Source organism: Nocardioides sp. HB32, from assembly GCF_054058995.1.
Genome location: NZ_JBSSBS010000001.1, coordinates 2,896,566 through 2,916,303, shown reverse-complemented (window position 1 = coordinate 2,916,303; position 19,738 = coordinate 2,896,566). Strand labels below are relative to the sequence as shown.

General features: G+C 66.9%; 27 protein-coding genes. 15 read left to right on the top strand and 12 right to left on the bottom strand.

Annotated elements, in window-relative coordinates; translation table 11 throughout:
- Window positions 1-44 precede the first annotated feature (44 nt).
- Complete coding sequence (locus tag ACVW2K_RS14715) at window positions 45-617, top strand: NADPH-dependent F420 reductase (RefSeq protein ID WP_457203016.1); 573 nt, start codon at window positions 45-47, stop codon at window positions 615-617.
- A 74-nt stretch (window positions 618-691) separates the two neighbouring features.
- Window positions 692-1,603: a DODA-type extradiol aromatic ring-opening family dioxygenase gene (locus ACVW2K_RS14710; RefSeq protein ID WP_457203015.1), complete on the top strand. Its 912-nt coding sequence runs from the start codon at window positions 692-694 to the stop codon at window positions 1,601-1,603.
- Between the two features lie 312 nt (window positions 1,604-1,915).
- Here the strand turns inward: ACVW2K_RS14710 and ACVW2K_RS14705 are convergent, their stop codons facing one another.
- From ACVW2K_RS14705 to ACVW2K_RS14695, 3 genes are all read right to left on the bottom strand, one after another.
- A complete protein-coding gene (locus ACVW2K_RS14705; RefSeq protein WP_457203014.1) occupies window positions 1,916-2,239 on the bottom strand; it encodes a hypothetical protein in 324 nt (107 codons plus the stop codon).
- 109 nt (window positions 2,240-2,348) lie between these two features.
- Complete coding sequence (locus ACVW2K_RS14700) at window positions 2,349-2,663, bottom strand: hypothetical protein (RefSeq protein WP_457203013.1); 315 nt, start codon at window positions 2,661-2,663, stop codon at window positions 2,349-2,351.
- A 294-nt stretch (window positions 2,664-2,957) separates the two neighbouring features.
- The gene (locus ACVW2K_RS14695) at window positions 2,958-4,121 is read right to left on the bottom strand and encodes a hypothetical protein (protein WP_457203012.1); all 1,164 of its coding nucleotides are present in this window, start codon (window positions 4,119-4,121) and stop codon (window positions 2,958-2,960) included.
- A gap of 219 nt (window positions 4,122-4,340) precedes the next feature.
- Here ACVW2K_RS14695 and ACVW2K_RS14690 point away from each other — a divergent pair, with 219 nt between their 5' ends.
- Window positions 4,341-4,781, top strand: coding sequence for a hypothetical protein (locus ACVW2K_RS14690; protein ID WP_457203011.1), 441 nt, complete (start codon window positions 4,341-4,343; stop codon window positions 4,779-4,781).
- A 14-nt stretch (window positions 4,782-4,795) separates the two neighbouring features.
- Here the strand turns inward: ACVW2K_RS14690 and ACVW2K_RS14685 are convergent, their stop codons facing one another.
- From ACVW2K_RS14685 to ACVW2K_RS14655, 7 genes are all read right to left on the bottom strand, one after another.
- Window positions 4,796-5,050 (bottom strand): hypothetical protein, encoded by a 255-nt coding sequence (locus ACVW2K_RS14685; RefSeq protein ID WP_457203010.1) that lies wholly within the window; start codon window positions 5,048-5,050, stop codon window positions 4,796-4,798.
- A 119-nt stretch (window positions 5,051-5,169) separates the two neighbouring features.
- Window positions 5,170-5,388: a hypothetical protein gene (locus tag ACVW2K_RS14680; protein WP_457203009.1), complete on the bottom strand. Its 219-nt coding sequence runs from the start codon at window positions 5,386-5,388 to the stop codon at window positions 5,170-5,172.
- A gap of 208 nt (window positions 5,389-5,596) precedes the next feature.
- Entirely contained in the window at window positions 5,597-6,565 is a 969-nt protein-coding gene (locus ACVW2K_RS14675; RefSeq protein WP_457203008.1) for a hypothetical protein, read from the bottom strand.
- 218 nt (window positions 6,566-6,783) lie between these two features.
- Entirely contained in the window at window positions 6,784-7,749 is a 966-nt protein-coding gene (locus ACVW2K_RS14670; protein WP_457204072.1) for an IS481 family transposase, read from the bottom strand.
- A gap of 119 nt (window positions 7,750-7,868) precedes the next feature.
- A complete protein-coding gene (locus ACVW2K_RS14665) occupies window positions 7,869-8,378 on the bottom strand; it encodes an RNA polymerase sigma factor (RefSeq protein WP_457204071.1) in 510 nt (169 codons plus the stop codon).
- A complete protein-coding gene (locus ACVW2K_RS14660; protein WP_457203007.1) occupies window positions 8,375-8,977 on the bottom strand; it encodes a hypothetical protein in 603 nt (200 codons plus the stop codon). The genes ACVW2K_RS14665 and ACVW2K_RS14660 overlap by 4 nt, the downstream gene beginning before the upstream one ends.
- A gap of 158 nt (window positions 8,978-9,135) precedes the next feature.
- Window positions 9,136-10,290, bottom strand: coding sequence for an IS30 family transposase (locus ACVW2K_RS14655; protein ID WP_457203006.1), 1,155 nt, complete (start codon window positions 10,288-10,290; stop codon window positions 9,136-9,138).
- 149 nt (window positions 10,291-10,439) lie between these two features.
- Between ACVW2K_RS14655 and ACVW2K_RS14650 the strand changes: the two genes are divergently transcribed.
- The 5 genes from ACVW2K_RS14650 to ACVW2K_RS14630 all read left to right on the top strand — a co-directional run bounded on the left by ACVW2K_RS14650 (window position 10,440) and on the right by ACVW2K_RS14630 (window position 14,365).
- The gene (locus ACVW2K_RS14650; RefSeq protein ID WP_457203005.1) at window positions 10,440-10,784 is read left to right on the top strand and encodes a VOC family protein; all 345 of its coding nucleotides are present in this window, start codon (window positions 10,440-10,442) and stop codon (window positions 10,782-10,784) included.
- A 266-nt stretch (window positions 10,785-11,050) separates the two neighbouring features.
- The gene (locus tag ACVW2K_RS14645) at window positions 11,051-11,446 is read left to right on the top strand and encodes a hypothetical protein (RefSeq protein WP_457203004.1); all 396 of its coding nucleotides are present in this window, start codon (window positions 11,051-11,053) and stop codon (window positions 11,444-11,446) included.
- 377 nt (window positions 11,447-11,823) lie between these two features.
- The gene (locus ACVW2K_RS14640) at window positions 11,824-12,057 is read left to right on the top strand and encodes a hypothetical protein (protein WP_457203003.1); all 234 of its coding nucleotides are present in this window, start codon (window positions 11,824-11,826) and stop codon (window positions 12,055-12,057) included.
- Entirely contained in the window at window positions 12,054-12,977 is a 924-nt protein-coding gene (locus ACVW2K_RS14635; RefSeq protein WP_457203002.1) for a hypothetical protein, read from the top strand. Before ACVW2K_RS14640 ends, ACVW2K_RS14635 begins: the two co-directional genes overlap by 4 nt.
- A complete protein-coding gene (locus tag ACVW2K_RS14630; RefSeq protein WP_457203001.1) occupies window positions 12,974-14,365 on the top strand; it encodes a DnaB-like helicase C-terminal domain-containing protein in 1,392 nt (463 codons plus the stop codon). The genes ACVW2K_RS14635 and ACVW2K_RS14630 overlap by 4 nt, the downstream gene beginning before the upstream one ends.
- A 51-nt stretch (window positions 14,366-14,416) precedes the next feature.
- Here the strand turns inward: ACVW2K_RS14630 and ACVW2K_RS14625 are convergent, their stop codons facing one another.
- Window positions 14,417-14,662 carry a hypothetical protein gene (locus tag ACVW2K_RS14625; RefSeq protein ID WP_457203000.1) on the bottom strand — a complete coding sequence of 82 codons (246 nt, stop codon included), beginning with the start codon at window positions 14,660-14,662 and terminating at the stop codon, window positions 14,417-14,419.
- Window positions 14,663-14,857: 195 nt separating this feature from the next.
- Here ACVW2K_RS14625 and ACVW2K_RS14620 point away from each other — a divergent pair, with 195 nt between their 5' ends.
- The 3 genes from ACVW2K_RS14620 (at window position 14,858) to ACVW2K_RS14610 (ending at window position 16,456) form a co-directional block, all read left to right on the top strand.
- The gene (locus ACVW2K_RS14620) at window positions 14,858-15,526 is read left to right on the top strand and encodes a hypothetical protein (RefSeq protein ID WP_457202999.1); all 669 of its coding nucleotides are present in this window, start codon (window positions 14,858-14,860) and stop codon (window positions 15,524-15,526) included.
- Window positions 15,527-15,647: 121 nt separating this feature from the next.
- Window positions 15,648-15,851, top strand: a complete 204-nt coding sequence (locus ACVW2K_RS14615; RefSeq protein ID WP_457202998.1) for a hypothetical protein — start codon at window positions 15,648-15,650, stop codon at window positions 15,849-15,851.
- A 41-nt stretch (window positions 15,852-15,892) separates the two neighbouring features.
- The gene (locus tag ACVW2K_RS14610; RefSeq protein ID WP_457202997.1) at window positions 15,893-16,456 is read left to right on the top strand and encodes a hypothetical protein; all 564 of its coding nucleotides are present in this window, start codon (window positions 15,893-15,895) and stop codon (window positions 16,454-16,456) included.
- A 55-nt stretch (window positions 16,457-16,511) separates the two neighbouring features.
- On the opposite strand, the gene ACVW2K_RS14605 is transcribed toward ACVW2K_RS14610, so the two are convergent.
- Window positions 16,512-16,766: a hypothetical protein gene (locus ACVW2K_RS14605; RefSeq protein WP_457202996.1), complete on the bottom strand. Its 255-nt coding sequence runs from the start codon at window positions 16,764-16,766 to the stop codon at window positions 16,512-16,514.
- Between the two features lie 313 nt (window positions 16,767-17,079).
- On the opposite strand from ACVW2K_RS14605, the gene ACVW2K_RS14600 reads away from it, so the two are divergent.
- The 4 genes from ACVW2K_RS14600 to ACVW2K_RS14585 all read left to right on the top strand — a co-directional run bounded on the left by ACVW2K_RS14600 (window position 17,080) and on the right by ACVW2K_RS14585 (window position 19,563).
- Complete coding sequence (locus ACVW2K_RS14600; RefSeq protein WP_457202995.1) at window positions 17,080-17,241, top strand: hypothetical protein; 162 nt, start codon at window positions 17,080-17,082, stop codon at window positions 17,239-17,241.
- Window positions 17,238-17,522, top strand: a complete 285-nt coding sequence (locus ACVW2K_RS14595) for a hypothetical protein (RefSeq protein WP_457202994.1) — start codon at window positions 17,238-17,240, stop codon at window positions 17,520-17,522. The genes ACVW2K_RS14600 and ACVW2K_RS14595 overlap by 4 nt, the downstream gene beginning before the upstream one ends.
- A 401-nt stretch (window positions 17,523-17,923) precedes the next feature.
- The gene (locus tag ACVW2K_RS14590) at window positions 17,924-19,285 is read left to right on the top strand and encodes a hypothetical protein (RefSeq protein WP_457202993.1); all 1,362 of its coding nucleotides are present in this window, start codon (window positions 17,924-17,926) and stop codon (window positions 19,283-19,285) included.
- On the top strand, window positions 19,282-19,563 hold the full coding sequence (locus tag ACVW2K_RS14585; RefSeq protein ID WP_457202992.1) for a hypothetical protein: 282 nt from the start codon (window positions 19,282-19,284) through the stop codon (window positions 19,561-19,563). The genes ACVW2K_RS14590 and ACVW2K_RS14585 overlap by 4 nt, the downstream gene beginning before the upstream one ends.
- Window positions 19,564-19,738 lie beyond the last annotated feature (175 nt).

Genomic DNA, 19,738 nt, shown 5'->3' with positions numbered 1-19,738 from the left:
AACAACAAACCGCTACCCACCTACACACAGCAGGAGCTCCTCACATGACCAACGCCAACATCTTCGGGCAGGGCAACATGGGCCAGGCCATCGCCGGCCTCGCCGAGAAGGCCGGCCACAGCGTCGAGTTCTTTGGCCGCGCGGACAACGACAAGCCGGTCACCGGCGACATCGTCGTCCTGGCCGTCCCGCACACCGCCGTCGCCGACATCGTCGCCGAGCGCGGCGAGCAGCTCGCCGGCAAGGTCGTCGTCGACATCACCAACCCGCTCGACTTCGCCACCTTCTCCCTCACGGTCCCTGCGGACTCCTCGTCCGCCGCCCAGATCGACGAGGCGCTGCCGACCGCGCGGGTCCTCAAGGCGTTCAACACCAACCTCGGCCCCACCCTGGCCGCGGGCACCGTCGGCGACCAGACCACCACGGTCCTCATCGCCGGCGACGACGCCGACGCGAAAGCCCTGCTCGCTGACATCGTCACCGGCGCCGGTCTCAAGTCCGCCGACGTCGGCCCCCTCGCCCGCGCCCGCGAGCTAGAGAGCCTCGCGCTCCTCCAAATCGGTCTCGCCGCCACCGAGCAGACCTCGTGGACCGGCGGCTTCGCCCTCCACGCCTGAACCACCCGCAGGCCCAGCCGGGACACCGCACACAACCAGACCGCACACCACCAGCAAGAGACGGAGCACCACCCATGAGCACCCTCCGCACCAGCACGACAGCCCTCGCAGACGCGCGGGTCCCGGCTGCCCACCCGTTCGCGGCTCACCTGCGCCGAGTCGCCAAGCTCGAAGCGCAGAACCCGCACCGGGCCTGGACCCCGGCCGACGGCGCGCTGCCCAGCGTCTACCTGTCCCACGGCGGCGGCCCGCTACCGTTCGAGCGCCAGGAGTGGCTGAACCCGCTGCACGCCTGGGCACGCGACCTGCCGAAGCCGAAGGCCATCCTCATCGTGTCGGCGCACTGGGAGTCCGCGCCGCTGTCCATCAGCGCGGTGCGACCGGCCGAGCTCGTCTACGACTTCGGCGGCTTCGACCCCATGTACTACACCATGCGCTACGACACCCCCGACGCCACCGAGCTCGCCGCCCAGGTCGCGTCGTTGATGCCGGACAACGACAAGGCGCACCAGCACTCCTCCCGCGGCCTCGACCACGGGGCGTGGGTGCCGCTGAAGGTGATGTACCCGGACGCCGACATCCCCGTCGTCCAGCTCTCCCTGCCCACCGAGGACCCCGACAAGCTCCTCGCCCTCGGTCGGCGCCTGCAGCCGCTGCGCGAGCAGGGCGTCCTGGTCGTCGGCTCCGGCCACATGACCCACGGGCTGCCGTACATCACCCGCGAGATGATGACCGAGAACAAGGTCCCCGGCTGGTCAGCCGACTTCGACGCCTGGGCCGCCGAGGCGCTCGCGCGCGGTGACGTCGACCAGCTCTCGCGCTACCGCAGCGAAGCCCCCGCCCTGGCCTACGCCCACCCGACCGTCGAGCACTTCACCCCGCTCTTCGTCGCCTTGGGTGCCGCCGCCGACCCGACCACTCAGGTCACCACCACCCTCGACGGCTACAGCTTCGGCCTGTCGCGTCGCTCCTTCCAAGCCGCCTGACCAGCCTCCACCCACATCGAGCAGCAGGAGACATCCCATGAGCACCACCCCCACGACCTCCACGCCCACCGCCTCGACGACCAGCGGAATCGCTGCGACCCCTGGTCCCGCTCGCGCCGGTGCCTCGAAGGTCGTCCTGGCCGGCCTCACGCGCAACTCCTCGGCGGAGGGGAGGCCCTTCCGCTGGGACTCATGCCCCGAAAGGTTATGAGCCGGAGCGGCGACAAATGTACTGACACGGTGTCGGTACTCCCGGGCTAGTGCGCGCGTCGCGGCATGAGGGTGCGTTTGTCACCACTCCGCTGGGTGGCGTCAGGAGAGTTCGTGACCACCCGGCGCGATGAAGTAGGTGACGAAGAAGATCACGAAGAGCACGAAGTACGCGAAGCCGGACACGGCGGTTCCGGCAAGGCATCCCACCCCGAACCGACGTGTCCGGCGACGCACGAGAGAGCCGAGGCCGACCACGCCAGACAGCGCAAGCGACGCGGTAGGAAGCCACAAGGGCCCCGCTGGGTCGTCGCCTAGCCCGATGAGAGCCACAGCGACCATCAGGACAAAGAGGTTGAACGCGACGGTCAACCAGAGTGTCGGAGCCGCACGAAGCCAGGCACCCGAGGCCGGTTGACTGGTCACAGGCAGACCCTAGAAGGTCATCGGCCGTACCGTCGGCTCATCGGCATGAGCGGACGTCCGAGTCGCGGCAGATCCAGCGGCACCGATCAGTGCGCCACCGTTCTAGCGGCTACGTCCAGGTGTTCGTGGCGCCGTCGTAGATGAGGATGTGCTCGTCGGTCACGCCCGCCTCGTGAGCGATCCGGAGGAGGTCCTCCTTCTCGCCCTCATGGTCGGTGTGGCCATCATCGGTCTGCATCTTCATCGTCCACGGCGGCACGTCGCCTTCGCGTTCCTCGAGCCAAGGCTCAGCCGGTCTGGTCGGCCCGTCGCCCTCAACGATCGTGGTCGCGAGGTGACGGTGAGGATGCTCGTTAGATTCGGCGATCAGGTCCTCCATCGACATGAGCTGCGCGGTGGCCGCCGACCCCTTCGTCCTCACCATGTGTCCCTCCTAGTTCGGTCCACCTCCATCGTAGGAGTTGTTGAAGCGGGTGAACGGGGCGATGTACTGGTAATCAGCCGAGCCCGTGCCGGCGTGCGCGATGTTCGCCTTCATCGGCAGATCCGGTAAACACCACAGTGCGCGGCATTCAATAGGGACACACCCAGTTACACATTGTCCGATGTGTAACAACGGCTGTCGACGAGTCGCGCACGAGGCCAGCCTCGCAGCCGATAGCCGACGGGGTCTGCTGTCCGAGTGAACGTACCGGGCGGCGCCCAGATCGGTAGGGCGCTACTTCGGGACCCCGAACCCGGCGTGGTCGGCGATCGAGAGCTGGTAGCCCCAGTAGGTCTCCATGTCGTCGAGCCACTCCACCGGCAGGCCGTCGTGCTCGATGACGATAGTCGCCCAGGGCTCGCCGGCCTCGTCTCGCGACTGGGTCAGCTCGACGGCCAGGACCGTCGGCTCAGGAAGAAACGGGACCCTGTTCCACAGGACGAGGTCCCCTCCGGGCGGGGGAACAACCCAGTCCCACTGCCGGACGGCCCGAGCGGGCTTCTCGACCTCTAGGTAGGAGGTGCGGATGGCGCCGCTCCGGCCGCTCATCTGGTCTGGGTGGTCGTGCGCCGTCGCGTAGTCGGGGTGTCCCGGCGCGTACTCGTCGTGGTACGCCCCGCCGCCGGACCAGCTCCAGCTGGGCGGGTCGAGCCAGACGTGGCTCCATGTCACGAGGTGGGAGCACAGGCCGAACAGCCGGCGGCGGGTGCCGCGGATGGTGCGCTCGACGCGCACCGTCCCCGTCTCGCCAGACAGGGTCCGCGTCCCGGGTGCGCCGTCGACGTCGCGGCCGATCCGCCCAGCGGCGGCCAGGCCCGCTTCGCCTTCGGGGATGACCAGGCGCGGCGGCGGGTTCAGCACGCGGTCGGCGAACGGGCTGGTCAGGCGCACCACGACCGGATCGGTTGCCGGCGCCGGCCATGCCTCGAGGAGGTACCACTCCTTGGGCGGCAGCTCGGCATCAAGGTCGAGGTCGTCGTCCTCGCTGATGTCGTGAATACGCCTCCCTCGTGCCGAGACCCGGAGGCGGTACTCCCCGGGCTCGGGCGCCAGGATGATCTGGGGCTCGTTGTCGACCATCTCGGTGGCGAACAGCCCGGTGCCCGAGGTGACGCTGAGCTCGACCACGTCCTCCCACTCCTCGCCCGGGTCCGCCGGTCGGGCGCTCCACAGCCTGGTGGTCACAGAGAACGGCCCCCACTGGTCGGCCGTGTTCACCCACAGGTCGCCTTCGCCCTCCTCGAGCTCGGGGACCGTGACCAGGGTGTTGTCCTCCGGTGCCGTCGCTCCCAGCTCACCCCAGTCGAAGGTACGGACCACCACGCACGAGTAGCTGGTCTCGACGACGCCTTCGTCCGAGTGCAGGATTACCGCGTCGTCTGAGCCATGCTGGGTCACGTCGCCTCTCCTCGCCTGGTGTTGGGGCAGCCATCTTGTCGTGCGCGTGCTGTTCAGACGCGCGAATCGCACTACTCGGGTTCGCGCCGCCCACGTCTGGAGCTCGCCGCCGGGCCGGCACCATCCGGCTCTGCCGAACTGACTGTTTCGACCCGTCCCGGCCTTCGAGCACCTACCGTGGCGGCAGTTCAGCAGACCGTACGGGGAGAGTGTGTGGCGATGTCGGTTGAGTACGACGCTCAGAGCAAGGTCCTTTGGCTCGGTGTGGGCGGCTTCATCCTGGCTGCCGTCAGCGCGTTCGTGGCGGTTCAGCAGTGGCCGGACACGTCGCTTGCGACCGGCGAGGAGTCCGGCAACGCGGAGAATGCGTTTCTCGCGCTCGCGGTGTGCGGGCTCGCCCAGACAGCGGTCTTCATCGCCGTGGTGGCGTGCGGGGTACGGCTCGGGGTGCGGTGGTCCGGCCTGTCCGACGCGCTCTCCTCAGCCGCACGGTCTACGGAGCTTGCCGCAGCCGGCGTTGCTGCAGCAACCGGTACGTCCCGACCTGGAACCGGGGCGGTCGGCGCTCCGCCGGTGCACCGTCAGCGCGGCGATTTGTCCGGCATCGAACCGCTCGGACCGGTCGTGGACCGGGCGCACATGGACCGCGACGGCCTCTGACCCGTGCTGACGAGCTATCCGTTCGGGCGGCGGCCGACTTCTTTGACGAGGTGCGCGACTCGGGTCTTCGACAGCCCGGTCGCGTCGATGATGCGGTTGTACGACCACCCCGGTGCCCGGAGCCGTGCGATGGCCTCGAGGCGCGGCTGCGCGATGGCGAGGATGGCGTCGTCGAGCGCGTTGAACGTCTCGCCGACGGCGCGGATCGTCTCTACGTCGTCCTCGATGGCGGTCAGCCGTTCAGCTTCCGCCGCGATGGCGTCCCGCATCTGCTGGGACAGCTCGCCGGGTTGGTATCCGGAGCGGCGGCGCCGAGGAGGCACGCTCCAACCTCATCGGGTCCACTCCGGTGGACCCCCGGAGGCTCGCGGCGCGGTTTCGATCTGGGTCAAGGGTGCAGCTGGGCGGCTTCGTCGCCATCGATTGACCCGCCCAGCATCGCGTCTGCCCGGGAAGCGCGGCGGTCTGAAGCCGTGGACAGCGCGGTATCGAGTTTGCGGGCCGTCGAGCGCCCCTGGAACGGTTGCCGGCCCTCCGTGCGGTTTTCCCTAGGGTCGTCGGTGTGCTGACGCTGGAGGAGCTCGAGGAGCTCCTCGCGCTCGGTCACGAAACGCGGCCCTTTGAGGTCAAGGGCAAATCGGTCCGGAGCAGATGCGGGACCTGTTCTGGATCTCGCCGTTCGAGGACAGCGACCCCGACTCGCCGGCCACGTCCAACGCACTCCTCTGCCGCGACCAGTGGCGCTCCTCCGTGGTCTGCCCAGCAAAGGTCAACGCCGTGCTTGACGGGAACGACGCGCCCGATGGGGGACTGCTTCAGTGGGTGGGGGCCCACTGCGGGAAGCGTTCGGTCGAAGCCGTCTGGGTGACTTGGGTGACGTTGGTTCCGTCGGGGTTCATCGTGAACAGGTCTCGGGACCCGTCATCCAGCACTCGGCTGAAGACGACCTTGGTTCCATCGGGTGAGTAGGAGGGGTTCAGGCTGGCGCCGTCGTTCGTCAGGTTGGTGAGCCCAGTTCCGTTCGGGTTCACCGTCCAGACGTCGACTCCCGCGTCATCGTTTCCTTGGAAGACGATGCGTCGGGCGTCGGGCGACCAGTTAGGGATCTGGCCATCCAGGTCCCCGGGTGTCAGTTCGCGGAGCTTTCCGCCGGCGAAGTTGACCGTCGCGACCCGGTTCGCGTCGGAGTTCCGATGAAAGACGATCGCCCGACCATCTGGCGACACCTGCGGCAGGTTGTCCGACGGTCCCTCCGCCTTGGGGCCGACCGTCTCGGTGGTGACGATGCGAAGGCCTGTCCCGTCTGGGTGGACCCTCCAAAGTCCGTAGCCCGAGGGTCGGGGGCAGCATCGGGTGAAGATGATCCACTGCCCGTCGGGCGTGAACGCGGGCCCGTCATCCAGACCCGTCCCGTCCGGGGGCGCGGCAAAGACTCGATGGAAGCCGGTGCCATCAACGTCGACCTGCCAGATCGACGGCCCACTGCCGAGGTCGGCCATGAAGATCAGACTGCGGCCGTCCGGCGACCAGTTCGCGATGAAGTGGTCATCCCAAACGCCACGCGGGTAGGGGCCGGCGACCACCGTCTCCTGGGTGTCGGAGGCGTCCGCGACCACGATCTCCCAGCACGGATCTTCCTCCCCCTGACAGATCTGTCGAGCGAACAGCAACTGGCCGTTCGCGCCCGGCACGACTGCGCCCGCGTTGCTTGCGCTCCCGGCTACAGGTGCAACCGCTGCTGTAATGCCGAGAAGCGCCGAGAGAAGACATAACTTGACCGACATGCCAACCAGTCCTTAGCGACCGGATCTGTCACCGGCAGCTCCGGCGCGATCAGGCCATCTACCCAGACAACGCTTGCCAGTTGTTCGGGTCAAGAGGTAGGGGACGCGAAGCTGCCGGATCGGCTGGCCCGCACTCATCTCGGCAGATCCGCGCGGATCGCGGCAGATCCGTGCGGTGACGCGCACGCTGTGCGGCTAGATGTACCAGGCTGACAGGTTCATGACAGTCGGCTGATCGGGGTTTGGCCTCCGAGGGCTGAGTGGCGTCGTTGAGTGTTGTAGTGGTCGAGCCATGGGTCAAGGGCGTTGGTGCGGGCTTGGTTGTCGGCGAAGGCTTCGCGGTAGGCCCATTCGGTCTGGAGGGTTCGGTTGAATCGCTCGGCTTTGCCGTTCTGCCAGGGGCAGTGCGGGCGGATCGTGAGGTGGCGTGCTCCGATGGCGGCGAGTGCTTCCTTGAAGTCCAGGGAGAGCGTGTAGTTGCGGGCGTTGTCGGTGATGACCTCGCGGATCGTGATGCCGTGGCTGAGGAAGAACAGGGCCGCCCTGAGCAAGAAGGCCGCGCAGGTGGGTCCGGTCTCGTCGGGGAGGATCTCGGCGTAGGCCAGTCGGGAGTGGTCGTCGACGGCGACGTGGACGTAGTCGAAGCCGATCTTGGCCCGCTTGTGTCGCTGCGCGGCGGTGGCAGCGCGGCCGTGTGCACGCCAGCCGCCGCCTGGAGGGATGCGGCCGATCTTCTTCACGTCGATGTGGATCAGGTCGCCGGGGTGTTCACGTTCGTAGCGCAACGCGGTGGCCTTCGAGGCTCGGATGAGCTCACCGGTCAGCGGGTCGCACTCGCGCAGGTAGGGCACCTGGTTGCGGCGCAGGATGGCTGCGACTGTCCGCGGAGCCAAGCCGACCTCGGGCCCGATCCAGTCCTGCCCGCGACGGTGAGTGCGGCGCAGCTCGAGGACTCGTTGCTCGATCTCGACCGGGGTCTGTCGCGGGCAGGTTCGTGGACGCGAGGACCGGTCGGACAGTCCGGGCTCACCCTCGGCGTGGAAACGGGCGATCCAGCGATGCGCGCACTGCCGCGAGATGCCAAGCTCCTTGGCGACGTGGGAGACAGGACGGCCGTGTTCCATCACCCGCTCGACGAGCAGACGGCGACCATGCAGGTTCAGACGAGCGTTAGCGTGGGCCACGAGGACCTCCTGGTTGGTGAAGACGTCAGACATCTCCACTAAGCCGGGAGGTTCTCCTCATTCACAAGACCCAGACCGTCACGAACGTCCCTGCCGGGTACAGCTAGAGCGGGCCGGTTCTAGTCCCGCGTGCTGGCCGCGTCCGCCAACGCACCTCTGAGTGTGGCTCGTGCGGCTGAGTAACGTCCTCGTGCCGTCGAAGGGTTGAGTCCGAGTAGTTCGGCGGCCTCGACCACGTTGAACCCATCCCAATGGATCAGCATGACGAGTTCTCGTTGCGCGTCGGCAAGTCGGAGAACCGCGTCGCGTACCGCATAGTTCTCAGTCGGGTCGGGCTCGATTGCAGAGTTGGTGATGTGGGCTCGGAGGCGATCGTTGAGCGCCGCGCGCCGACGGTGTGAACGATGGTGGTTGGCGAGGACGTACGCAGCGATGGTGAACAGCCACATCCGTTGTCGCTTCGCCTCGTCGGGCAACGCGTCGCTGCGCCGCCATGCCTGAAGCAGCGTATCGCTGAGCAGGTCGGCGGCGTCCTCCCGAACGTGGACGCGTCGCTCGAAGTAGGCCAACAGGTCATCGGATGTGTCGCGGAGAGCCGTGCGGAGCGAAGCGCGCCGATCGGGTGTCACAGCACGCACCCGCTGCTGGTGGTGGCGACATTGATTGCTCGGATGTCGAGCCCTTTGACTGCCAGGTCGGCGCGCAGTTCGTTGACAACCCAGAAGGAAACTGCCGTGACCTCCAGGTCGTCGCCCACCAGCTTAGGCTGGCGCTCGGAGGGGTCAGATTGCTCGGTGCGTGCCTTGGACTCCTCTGTCCGCCACCAGTCGATCGCCTGCTGGCGGTCGACCGAGTCGTAGTCGAAGTCCGCGAGAAATGCCCGTGCCTCCGCGAGTGTGGCCCGCTTCTCCGTTGAGTTGAATGTGGCGGAGATCGGTTCCCCCTCGCCGGGCGGGAGCGCGGACGCGAGAATCTCGACGTCGCACGTCTGTCCGGACGAGGTAGCGAACGACGGCCACCCGGGCAGGACGCCAGCGGCAGAGGCGACTGCACCGATTCCAAGCACACCGGCCATGGCCCCTCCGACGAGAACGGCGCGGACCGGCCACCGCCGCTGCGACTCGGATGCCTCGCATGCGGCGACCAGGTCGTTCAGTTCGCGTGTCAGTTCCGGAGTACGCGCGATCACCGGAGGCGCTGATTCTGTGAGCAAATCGTCGAGGTTCATCGTCGGGTCCTTTGTTCATAGCGGCGCTTACACCACGTACATGTCCAGCACCGGTAGGAGTGTCCACTGGCGAGGCCCAGAACTTGCGGCGTTGCGTCCGACACGCCCCTGGCGAGCCGCGAACGAGAGTGCCCTCTCATCGGTGCGGGCTCAGGCGGTCAACGCAACACCTCGGCTAGTGCTTGTGATGGTGTCTTGAAGGCGAGGGTCTGTCGAGGACGGTCGTTGAGCTCGAGTGCGATGGCGTCGAGGTCGGCTTGGGTCATGGTGCGGAAGTCGAGTCGTCGAGGCAGGTACTGACGCAGTAGCCCGTTGGTGTTCTCGTTGCTGCCGCGCTGCCAGGGCGACTTCGGGTCGCAGAAGTAGACGTCGATGCCGGTCTCGTTGGTGAACCGCTTGTGCTCGGCCATCTCGTGGCCCTGGTCCCAGGTCAGCGACTTCGCCAGGTGCTTGGGCAGGTGCTGAACAGCGGCGGCCAGGGCGTCGGCGACGGCGTCGGCCTTGTGGTTGCCGGCCGGCAACCCGACCAGCAGCAGGTAGCGGGTGGACCGTTCGACCAGGGTGGCGACCGGACTCATGCCGCGACCGAAGACCAGGTCGCCTTCCCAGTGACCGGGCACCGCGCGGTCCTCGGCTTCGGCCGGGCGTTCGCTGATGTTGACGATCCCCGGCCGAGCGCCGCGACCATCAGGCAGCCGCATCCCGTGCGAGCGTCGGATGACCCGGCCGGTCCGCAGATACGCCGTCAGCTCCTTGCGCAGGGCACCGCGGGACTGCACGAACAGGGTGCGGTAGATGCTCTCGTGCGACACGTGCATCCCTGGGTCGTCGGGATAGGTCAGCTTCAACCAACCGGCGATCTGTTGGGGCGACCACCGGTGTCGAAGCTTCTCGGTCACGATGCCAGCCAGCACCGGGTTGCCGGCCAACTTGCACGTCTTTGGACGGGTCGACCTGGCCCACGCGGCTTGGTCAGCGACCGTCGCGCGGTACCGGCGCCGGCCGCCGTTGCCGGCGACCTCACGGCTGATCGTCGACGGCGACCGATCCAGTCCCGCCGCGATCGCCCGGAGCGACAACCCGGCGGCCAGACCACGCGAGATCTCTTCGCGCTCTTCGAGGCTCAGTCGACCAGCTGCTCGATGTCGTGGATCAGGTCTGATCCCACCGCACCGAATGAGGTAGGTCCGCACCGTACTGGTCGGTTTCCCCAGCGCACACGCAGTCGGCTTGACCGAGTGCCCGGACCGCAACCGCCTCCAGATCTCGTCGATGTCTGCAGGCGACAACCGCTGATAGCTCTGACGCGCCATCGCGACCTCCTTCAATCAGGAAGTGTTGCGATGACTCGTTGAGAGCGCCGGCATGTCCGGATGCTCGGGTCGCGGCATGTGAGTGCGTTGGGCTGGGAGCCCGGACGCGGACCACCACGACTGGCATCGTCCGGGAGGAGAATGCCGCCATGCGGCTCGAGTTCACGCTTGATTGCTCAGATCTGGACCGGATGGCGGAGTTCTGGCAGGCCGCGGTCGGATTCGTCGTGGACGGAAGCATCGAGGGTCGGTACGTGTCCTTGAGCGGGCACGGCGTCACTCTCACCTTGCAGCGCGTCGCAGAGCCAAAGACTGTGAAGAACCGGATGCATCTCGACCTGCTCGTGGACAACCTCGAGCAGGAGCTCCGTCGCCTCGAGAACATAGGCGCGTCTCGGGTCACGCGGACTGCTCGCCAGGAGTTCGGCCAGACATGGTTCGTGCTCGCGGACCCCGAAGGCAACGAGTTCTGCATGGCCCAAGACCAGCGCTAACTGATGCACGGATCTCGGCATGAGAGTGCGTATGGACTTCCAGGCCTGGAACCGGCCCGAGGAAATGGGACACACCCAGTAAGGACGCACTGCCATTGCGCTAACGCCGCAGAGCGACGCCTGGGACTCGAACCCAGACCTTCCACGGGCCGCTCTTCCTGTTGAGCTACCGGCTCTCCGAGACTGACTGTGCGGCTCGCCCATCGACCGCGCAGGTATCTCGGTTGGGGAGCGCGTGGAGCGCCGCGGTGGCACACTCACGCCTCGTGAGCGAACAGACCGGACCTCCGCCGACCCGACGGGAGATCTTCGCGTCCTGGCACCAGGAACCGTCCCTGTACCGCGAGATCTACGCCCGCACCGTCGCGACCCTCATCGCGGCCGGGGTCATCTATCTCATCGCGGTCGCAGCCGGCTACGTCAGCAAGAAGCCTGCACAGGTAGCGATCGTGACGGTCGTCGCGGCCGGTGTCGCAACACTGGCCTACGCCTGGGTTGCGATGTTTGGGGAGTATTTGCGGAACCGTGATGCGGCGACCAGGAAGGTGCACAACGAGCGGCGTATCGCGGTCATCCGGATCGCCATCCGGGCCGTCTTCAGCGGAGTGACTATCTTCCTGGTGCCGCTCATCCTGTCCGCGATCTACCAGTTGCTCAAGTGACTGGGGCGAGCGTGTTGTCGGCCGGACCAGACCGCGCACGGTAGGAGTCAGACCCCGCTGGTAGTCGCGTCCCGGCGGGGTCGTCTCACGCCTGGAACTCAGTACTGACGACAACGAAGACAATCATTGTCTCAATGGGTGTCGGCCATTGAGTTAGTCGGAGACAACGATTGCGTCCCACTTAGAGGAGACGAGACGAAACGACACTAGAAGAGACGTAATCCTCCGCTTCGCGGATGTGGTGGCTCCTTCGAAACTGGCCGAAAGAAAGCCCGCCAACCTACTTGGCGGGGGGCCAATCCCCCGGACGGTGATAGAGGCCGGAGACGCGCACAGGTCCACGTAGGACCACCGGCAGGGCCGAGGAGGCCCACCTCATGTCTCAGCCACTCTCCACCCGCGCACAGCGGGTCCTGACCCACCTGCGGGAGATCCGGAGCACCTCCGACACGAACACCGTTCTCGGTGACGCCATCGGTGCGAAGAAGTCGACCATCAGGGCCGCCATCTCTGAACTCGAAGACGCCGGCCTCGTCGACGTCGAACTCGTTCGGTGCAGTCCTGAACTCCCGTCCGGCCGCATCGTCACCCTCGCCGAGGTGACGGCATGACGCGCCCGAAGACCCCTCGCGTCGGCCGTCCGTACGTCGCCCGGCACACGTCGACGCTGCTCGACACCCAGCTCATCCTTGGCGGCAACACCGTGCGCCTGGTCAACGCGGACCTGCAGCTCTTCTCCGCTATGCAGGGACTCGAAGGGCTCGTCCCGAAGAACTCGCGTGAGCTCAACATCGCACTTCAACTCGACGGCGGCCCTGCCGAGGTTGAGACTGCCACCGCGGCCCTGGTCCGCATGGGGAAGCTCGTCGACAGTGCCCGCGACGGGTTCTGGACGCTGACCGACTGGGAGCTTACTCAGGCGGACCTCAGCGGCTCCCTGACCCGTTCGGACTCGGAGAAGAAGGCGCAGCCCATCCGCCGTCACAACGAGGGCGCACACGCCGACAAGAAGCGCGACAACTGCGAGCTGTGCCAGCAGGGCGTGCCGTCCGTCGACCTGCGAGAGCAGCAGGCTCCGCTGACCCAGGAGACGCCGAACGACCAACCAGCACCGGTAGCGACGCCAGCCGCGCCCGCCAAGAGGACCATGAAGGCGGCACTCGCCGACTTCCGGGAGGCCATCGCCACCGACCTACCCTCGTTCCCCACCCCGTTCGAGGGATACACGGCCATGCTCGACGCCGCCGACGAACTCGCGCCGCTCCTAGCCGACCTGTCGAAGGACCCCCGCGCTGCACTGCGGAACGAGGTCTTGGCTCACGCTCTACGGAACCTGGTCGACGAGGAGATGACGTACTCCGGCATCGCCCGCGCGAACAAGTCCGCGAAGGCACTCGGCGCCGACGGGCACAACTGGTGGCTACACGCTGCCGTGCTCCGCGCCGGCCAGCCGTACGAGGACGAGAAGCACTGCCTCAACGACCTGACGACGGTCGCCCGTGGCGAGCGCAGCAAGAAGGTGTCGGCATGAGCGCCGAGATGGTCGAGTGGACCCCGGAGCCTACCGAGTACGACGAGCCGTCGCTGCCGGTCGAGTTCGTGCGCCTGACTCCCGCTGAGCAGGCCATCACGAACGAACGGAACCGACGCAACGCCATCGAGGTTGTCAATCTTGAGAAAGCCGCCCGGGTCCCAACGCGGACCGGCCGGGTCAAGATGCGCAACCTGGTCGCCCAGGCGGTCACAGAGCTCGAGGTCCGCCGCGAGCACGGCCTGACTGGCCTCAAAACCGGTGTTCCCTCGTTCGACAAGGTCGCCTGCCCCCTGTTCCAGCCGTCCCGTGTCGTCGGTGTCGCTGCGAGCACCAAGGTGGGGAAGACGACCCTGCTCTGGCAGTGGGCCGTCGCCTTCGCAGTCCAGGACATCCCGGTCATGATCTTCTCGTTCGAGGACGAGGGAACTGACTCGGTGTACCGAGGTATCGCGAACATCAGCTCCGGTGACGTGGCAGCCATCCGTGCCGGGTTCGTGGTCGACGGGGAGAAGACGGACATCCCCGAGGCGTTCGACGAGGGCGCTGAGACTCTCGCTGACCTTGACATCGAGGTCTCGAACACTCCGGCCACCTGCGAGCAGCTCGGGCATGAGGTCGGCGACTGGAAGAAGTCGTGGCCCGAAGGGAAGCACGCCGGCGTGGTCATCGTCGACCAGCTCTCCCACCTGGTAGCCGACGACCCGGCGACGTTCGCCGCGCGGTGGCCCGGTTTCGCTCCTCCGCCTCCGCGCGACAACCTCGTGCAGCTGCTCGAGTGGCAGACCGCAATGCTGCAACGGATAGGCCGCCGGTGGAACGTGCTCGTCATCGTGGCCCACCAGCTCAACGAGAACGCGAAGGAGCACGAGGAGCCCTCGGAGCGGTCGCTGCGGAACTCCCGCGGCATCGCCCACAAGCTCGACGGTCTGGTCATTCCGTGGCGGCCGTCTCGGCTGCTGAACCCGAACCCGGGCCCAGGTCTGCCGGAGACGGTGCCGAATGACGAGCAGCGGATGTGGCTGTGCGTGCCCATCGCCCGCCAAATTGGTGGCGGCTTCAAGGTCGAGGTCGAGTGGCAGGGAACGCACCAGCGGGTCGCTGACCTCGGCACCGGACTCGGGACTCCTTGGACGGCGCCGGAGAAGGCGTCGCCGGAGAAGCTGGCGGGCATGGCTGCGTACGCGGACGTGCGCCGAAAGTGGCAGAACCACGTGGACGCTGTCCAGGACGCCGCGAACGGAGTCGGAGAGGCCCCGAAGGAAGCGCCGGTTCAGCTGCGTGCCATCGGGACGTTGGGCGCGAAGTGGGCCTTGCCAGCGGCTCCGGTGCCGGCAGCTCCTGCGGAGCCGGAGGAGTTCACCGGAGTAGACCCGTTCGGGTACTGACGCATCGACCACAACGACCCCGCCGAAGCATTCGGCGGGGGTCGTTGTGTCTCAGTGCAGGGTCTCGTCGACGACGTTCCCGTCCGGATCGAGCAACCTCTTCCGCCTCCAACCCAAAGGGGCGCCCATCGACAGGTTCCGGAACTCGATGCGCGCGTCCTCCTCGGTCACGAGTGGCTTCGGCTGGCCATTGGCCCACGTGGTCGGGTGCTCTTGCCAGCTCGGCCGCCACCGGGCCTTCGGAGCTACCTCGATACGCCACCGGCGCTGGGTCATGTCGTAGATCGGGTCAGTCACGGTTACGGACCTTACGGGCAAAGAAGGCGGTGCCGGCGCCCCCCTCAGAGCGTCGGCACCGCCGGATCAGCGACCGATCCCGCGGTCGTCTTGACCCTGACTGTGCGACCGCCGAGGACCGCCGCAATGAACCATGTTGGGGATGCGCCAGAGGGCAGTCCCATGGGTGGCTTGACCCGACAAGAGGCGGAACACGTGGCGGACGACAAGGAACGTCAGAAGCTCGACTGGCGGCAAGTATTTTTCGGCATGGTCTCCGTCGTGCTGGCGGGCACCATTGCTGGCGCATTCGCTCTGGGGGGTATCTGGATGCAAGCCGGGAAAGACCGTTCCGCGGCTGACGATCGGGCGCATGATGCGTTGGTCGAGGACCGCGAGGTTGCCAAGCTGCAACGCGGCGAGCGACTGTGGGAGTTCGAATACGAGCAGAAGCGCGACGCGTACCAGGGGTTCTACCGATCGTTCAACAGGTGCGCCGGGACAGCCGACCCGGGTGTAGAAAAGTTGGCGGCTTCGATCGTCAGGTCGGTCGTAAACGAGGGCTACATCTTCAAGCGGCGGCTGCCGGATTCGGTGTTCCTGAGGATGTCAACGCAACTGCACCAGTGCAGCATCGCGGCCGCGACGAGCGCCGGCCCGATCGACCTGGTCGGACCCCCCGAGGTCCGTCGCGCCGTCTATGCCACCCTCAGGTCGCTCGAGAGTGTCAGTCGAGAACTCGTTGCGATAACGAAGACTGAGTCATTGACGGACTACGCCCGCCTGATGAACCGCTTCTTCATGAAGAACTTCTTCCCTAGCTCTGAGGTCCCGGGCTGGCAGAAGTTCGTGCGAGCTGCGCGCAAGGCCCTGAAGTCCGAGTAGCTGTCGGCGCCGAAACTCGTCGAAGAAACCTTGCCTGAGCTAGTGGTCCCGGGGACCACGAACGGGACTGTCTCTAGGTGTCAGTGGATCCCGCCGCTGCACATCCCCTCAGGAGTCACCCGTGTCCCAGCCCCTTGTCGCCTCCGGTCCCCAGGCCAAGTTCCTCGTCCTCGTCGCCGAGTGCGGCTGCCGTTTCCAGGGCCGCTTCTACGACAACGCCGAGTGCACCGTGCTCGACCTCGCGACGGTCACTGGGTCCGAGCGTGTCCGCCACTCCGTCGCAGCCGAGAAGCGTGCCAAGAAGGCCGCCGCCAAGGCCGCCTGACCAACCATCCCTTCACCAACCCACCATCAGGAGATCCCCTCATGTCCGACGACCTGTTCCCGCGCATCACGTTCCTGGAACAGCAGGCCGCAGCCTCGCTCGCCACCTACCACCGCGACCGCGACAACGTCCGGGCCGCCTACCTCGCCGCCTTCCGAGCCGGCGCTACCTTGCAGGACCTCGCCGACTACTCCGGCAAGCACCCGCGCACCATCCGCACTCTCATCGACACTGCCGAGAACGACGAGAAGCTCGAGCAGCAGCGCGCCGAGGGCCAGACGCTCGCGACGCGTGTTCCCACCAGGGACGACGGCCGCGCAGCTCGCGCACACCGGGACCGCAAGAAGCCGAAGGCAGAGGCCGCCACCAACGTGCTCGCCGAAGCTGACACACCCACCCTCGACGACGTGCGCGACCAGATCGGCATCGTAACTGACCGCGGCTACGCCACTGGCGTCGACGGCGAGGTGTACGAACACACCACGACGGGCGTCGAGCTCGTCTGCGCCTGGTGGGACACCGCCGGCGACGAAACCACCGACGAGTACGACGACGTATCCGGGTTCATCCCGGACGACGTCGGCAGTCTCGCGGCCCCGTTCTGAACGGAGACGGAAAGCAGCCCCTCACCAAGTGTCGGTGAGGGGCTGCTGAGTTACGTCAGTAATTCGCCTCGTCCCGGAGGCGGCGGTACACATTCTGGGCTTCCTGCGCCCGGGCCTTGGCCTTCGCGGACGCCTCGGACTTCGTCGCCAGCAGACGAGCGATGGACGACCGGTGAGCGCCGCTCTTGATGACGTTCTTCTTCTCGTGTGCGACCTTGTCGCGGACCTCGCGATAGCGGGCCCACGCCTGGTCGGCGCGCTCCTTCGCCTCAGCGACGGTCAAGTTCTCGGGATTCGTTGTGTCAGTCATGGGGGCTTCTTCCTTGTGAGATGCAGAGAGCCCGTATCCGAAGACACGGGCTCTCTGTCGTCCTTGGGACGATCCACCGGAACAAAGCCGGCGGGGCAGGGACCGGAGTCCCCGCGGTGGGCCGCAAGCGACCCAGCGACGAGAACCGTATGCGCTCCACCGGACGGCCCAAGGCCGCTTTCACGGGATGTGTGCCAGATCACACGGCCAAACGGCCTCATTTCGGGGTTGCCCCGGCACAGATGTACGCCCAGCGCTCCCGTCGATCCCGAGACGGGGGCCAAACCCGCTACAGGAATGGACCCCCTCCCCCATGATCAGCAACCAGTTCACCGTCCGAGACATCTGCCCCGACTGCGGCAGCACCGACCTCAGCCAGGTCATCCACCTCAACAGCCGGGTCGCCCCCGTCGCTGTCGCGACCACGTGCGAGGACTGCGCCTTCGTTCTCCGCTGGACGGACCTTGCGGCATGACCGCCACGGTGACCGTCTTGGTCCCGCGTACAGCAGGGCTCACTGCCCACCAGGCACGCGCCTACGCAGCGTTCGAGTACATGCACTTCCGCGCTTACCGAGACAAGAAGCGTGCCGAGTACCGGCGTTACCGCGACACGCCGGACCGAGACCCGGCAAGCATTCGGCGGCACCAAGACGCCACGGACCGGCGCATAACCAAGCGCCGGCGCGACGCCGAGGCGCGCGCCCGCTACTGGCTCGAAGTCGCCGAGCAACTCGACAAGCGGGAGTCCGCATGAGCCCCGGTTTCGTCGACGACGAAGGCTTCCTCGTCTGCCCTGACTGCGGCGCGAGCGGCGTTACCGCGACAACTCCGGCCATCGCGAAGTACACGCCCGTGCCCTCCACAGACAGGACGGCGAGTGGCTGCCGCCGCCGACGTTCCAGGTTGTCGACTTCACGGCGTCCGACGAAGACCCGCAGATGCTGCGCTGCTCCGCATGCGGCTCGTGGTGGGACTGGGAAGGAGACGTCGAGAAACAGGTCGACGCGCTCCTGCGCTGAGTCGACGCGAGGGCCCCGGGAGAATTCTCGGGGCCCTCGCACATTTCTGCCCTGAGATGCGTGCACCCCGTGCACGGTTTCGGACCTTCAGAGGGGACCCGGATCCCGCCGGGCACTTCCCCTCTCAGGAGACCACGTGTCCAACCTCCCCGCAGTCCAGAACGCCCCCACGGCTTCCCTCTCCGTCATGCCGACCGACAGCGAGTTCGACAGCATCGTTCGCCAGGCCCAGATGCTCGCCCGCTCCACCATCGTCCCGAAGAGCTACCAGTCCCAGATCAACCCGAACAACGGCCACATCATCAAGGACGGCGCCGCCAACGTCGTCGTCGCCGCTCTCACCGGCCGCACCTTCGGCTGGGACGCCCTCACCGCGATGCGGAACATCCACGTCATCGAAGGCACGGCCTCTCTCAAGCCCGAGGCCATGCTCGGCATGATCCGCGGCCGCGGCCACTCGGTCAGCATCCAGCGCGGCGACGACCGCGTCACCGTGACCGGCAAGCGCGCCGATACCGGCGACACCCTGACCGTCACCTTCTCGTTCGACGACGCGTACCGAGCCGGCCTCTGCACCCGCGGCCAGGACGGTCGACCGGTCGCCAAGAGCAGCAACGGCGGCGTGAAGCCCTGGCAGGCCTACCCCATCGACATGTGCCAGTGGCGCGCCGTTGGCGCCCTCGCTCGCGGTCTGTTCGGCGACGTGGTCCTCGGCCTGGGCTACTCCCCGGAGGAGCTCGGTGCGAACGTGACGGCGGACGGCAACATCGTCGAGGGTGAGGTCGCTGCCAGCCAGGTGACGCCGGTCGAGCGTCCCGAGGTTCTTGCCCCCGACCTCGAGCCGCGCGACCTGGTTTCCGTTGGTATGGCCAAGTCGGCGCTCGTCCACGCCGCCGGAGGTGACGTTGAGCTCGCCTCCAAGCTGTGGAACGACGCGGGCCTTCCCTCCGAGAAGAACGAGAGGGTTGACACCTCTGCCGTGGACCCGCTGCTCGACCGGGCACGCCGCATCGCCGCTGTTGACCCCGCCGACACGGCGCAGGACGACGTCGACGCGGTCGACGCCGAGCTGGTCGAGGACGAGGTCACCGAGAAGCCCCTCCCGCCGAAGGCCACCAAGTTCGACGGCGTCGACCCCCTTCGGCCTGTGAGGAGCGAACACGTGAGAGACACGAACCGCCGACTCAGCTACCTGCGGTCCCGGGCAGCTAGCAACTTTTACGACAAGAGCACGTACGCCGGCCAGGAGGCAACGAAGGACGTTCGCTGGCTCCTCGCCGAAGTCGACCGGCTCACGGTCGAGAACGCCACCCTGCAAGACGAGAACGAGCGTGCCTGGTCGGTCACCGCAGACGCGAACGAAGACATGGGCGACTGGATCCGACAGACCGTGAAGGTCGAGCGCGAGAACGAGAAGCTGCGCCGCAAGCTCGCCGCCATCCCGGACGTCATCTGCGGCCATAGCAGCTACCTGCCGAAGGGAGGCGACTGCGAATGAGCATCGAGGAGGAGACCCGCGACGAGAGGCACGCACACCCCGAGGAGTTCCCCGCACTAAGCGACCGAGCCGAGAAGCTCCTGGGGTTGCTCCGGATGTACTCCGACCATCGAGGACGGTGCACCCATACCCGCGTCGAGCTCGGTCGGCTCATGGAGTCTAGGGCCACCGGTGTTCCTCGTGTCGTCTCGGCCGCGATCGGCGAACTGCGCGCCCAGGGCTACGTCAAGTGGGAGCGAACCTTGAAGGGCAGGGAGTACCTGCAACTGCTCGACTGACGAACCAAGCACACGAACCACCGCCCGCAATGGGTGGTGGTTCGTTGCTGTTGTTGCTCTTCTTGTTCAGCTCGCGGCGTCGCGTCGCTTCGGACTTCGGTTCTAGGCCGTCCTTGCAGGTCAGACCGGACCTGCACCTTGCACGCAACACCGGCCCCAACCCGGCCAGTCACAC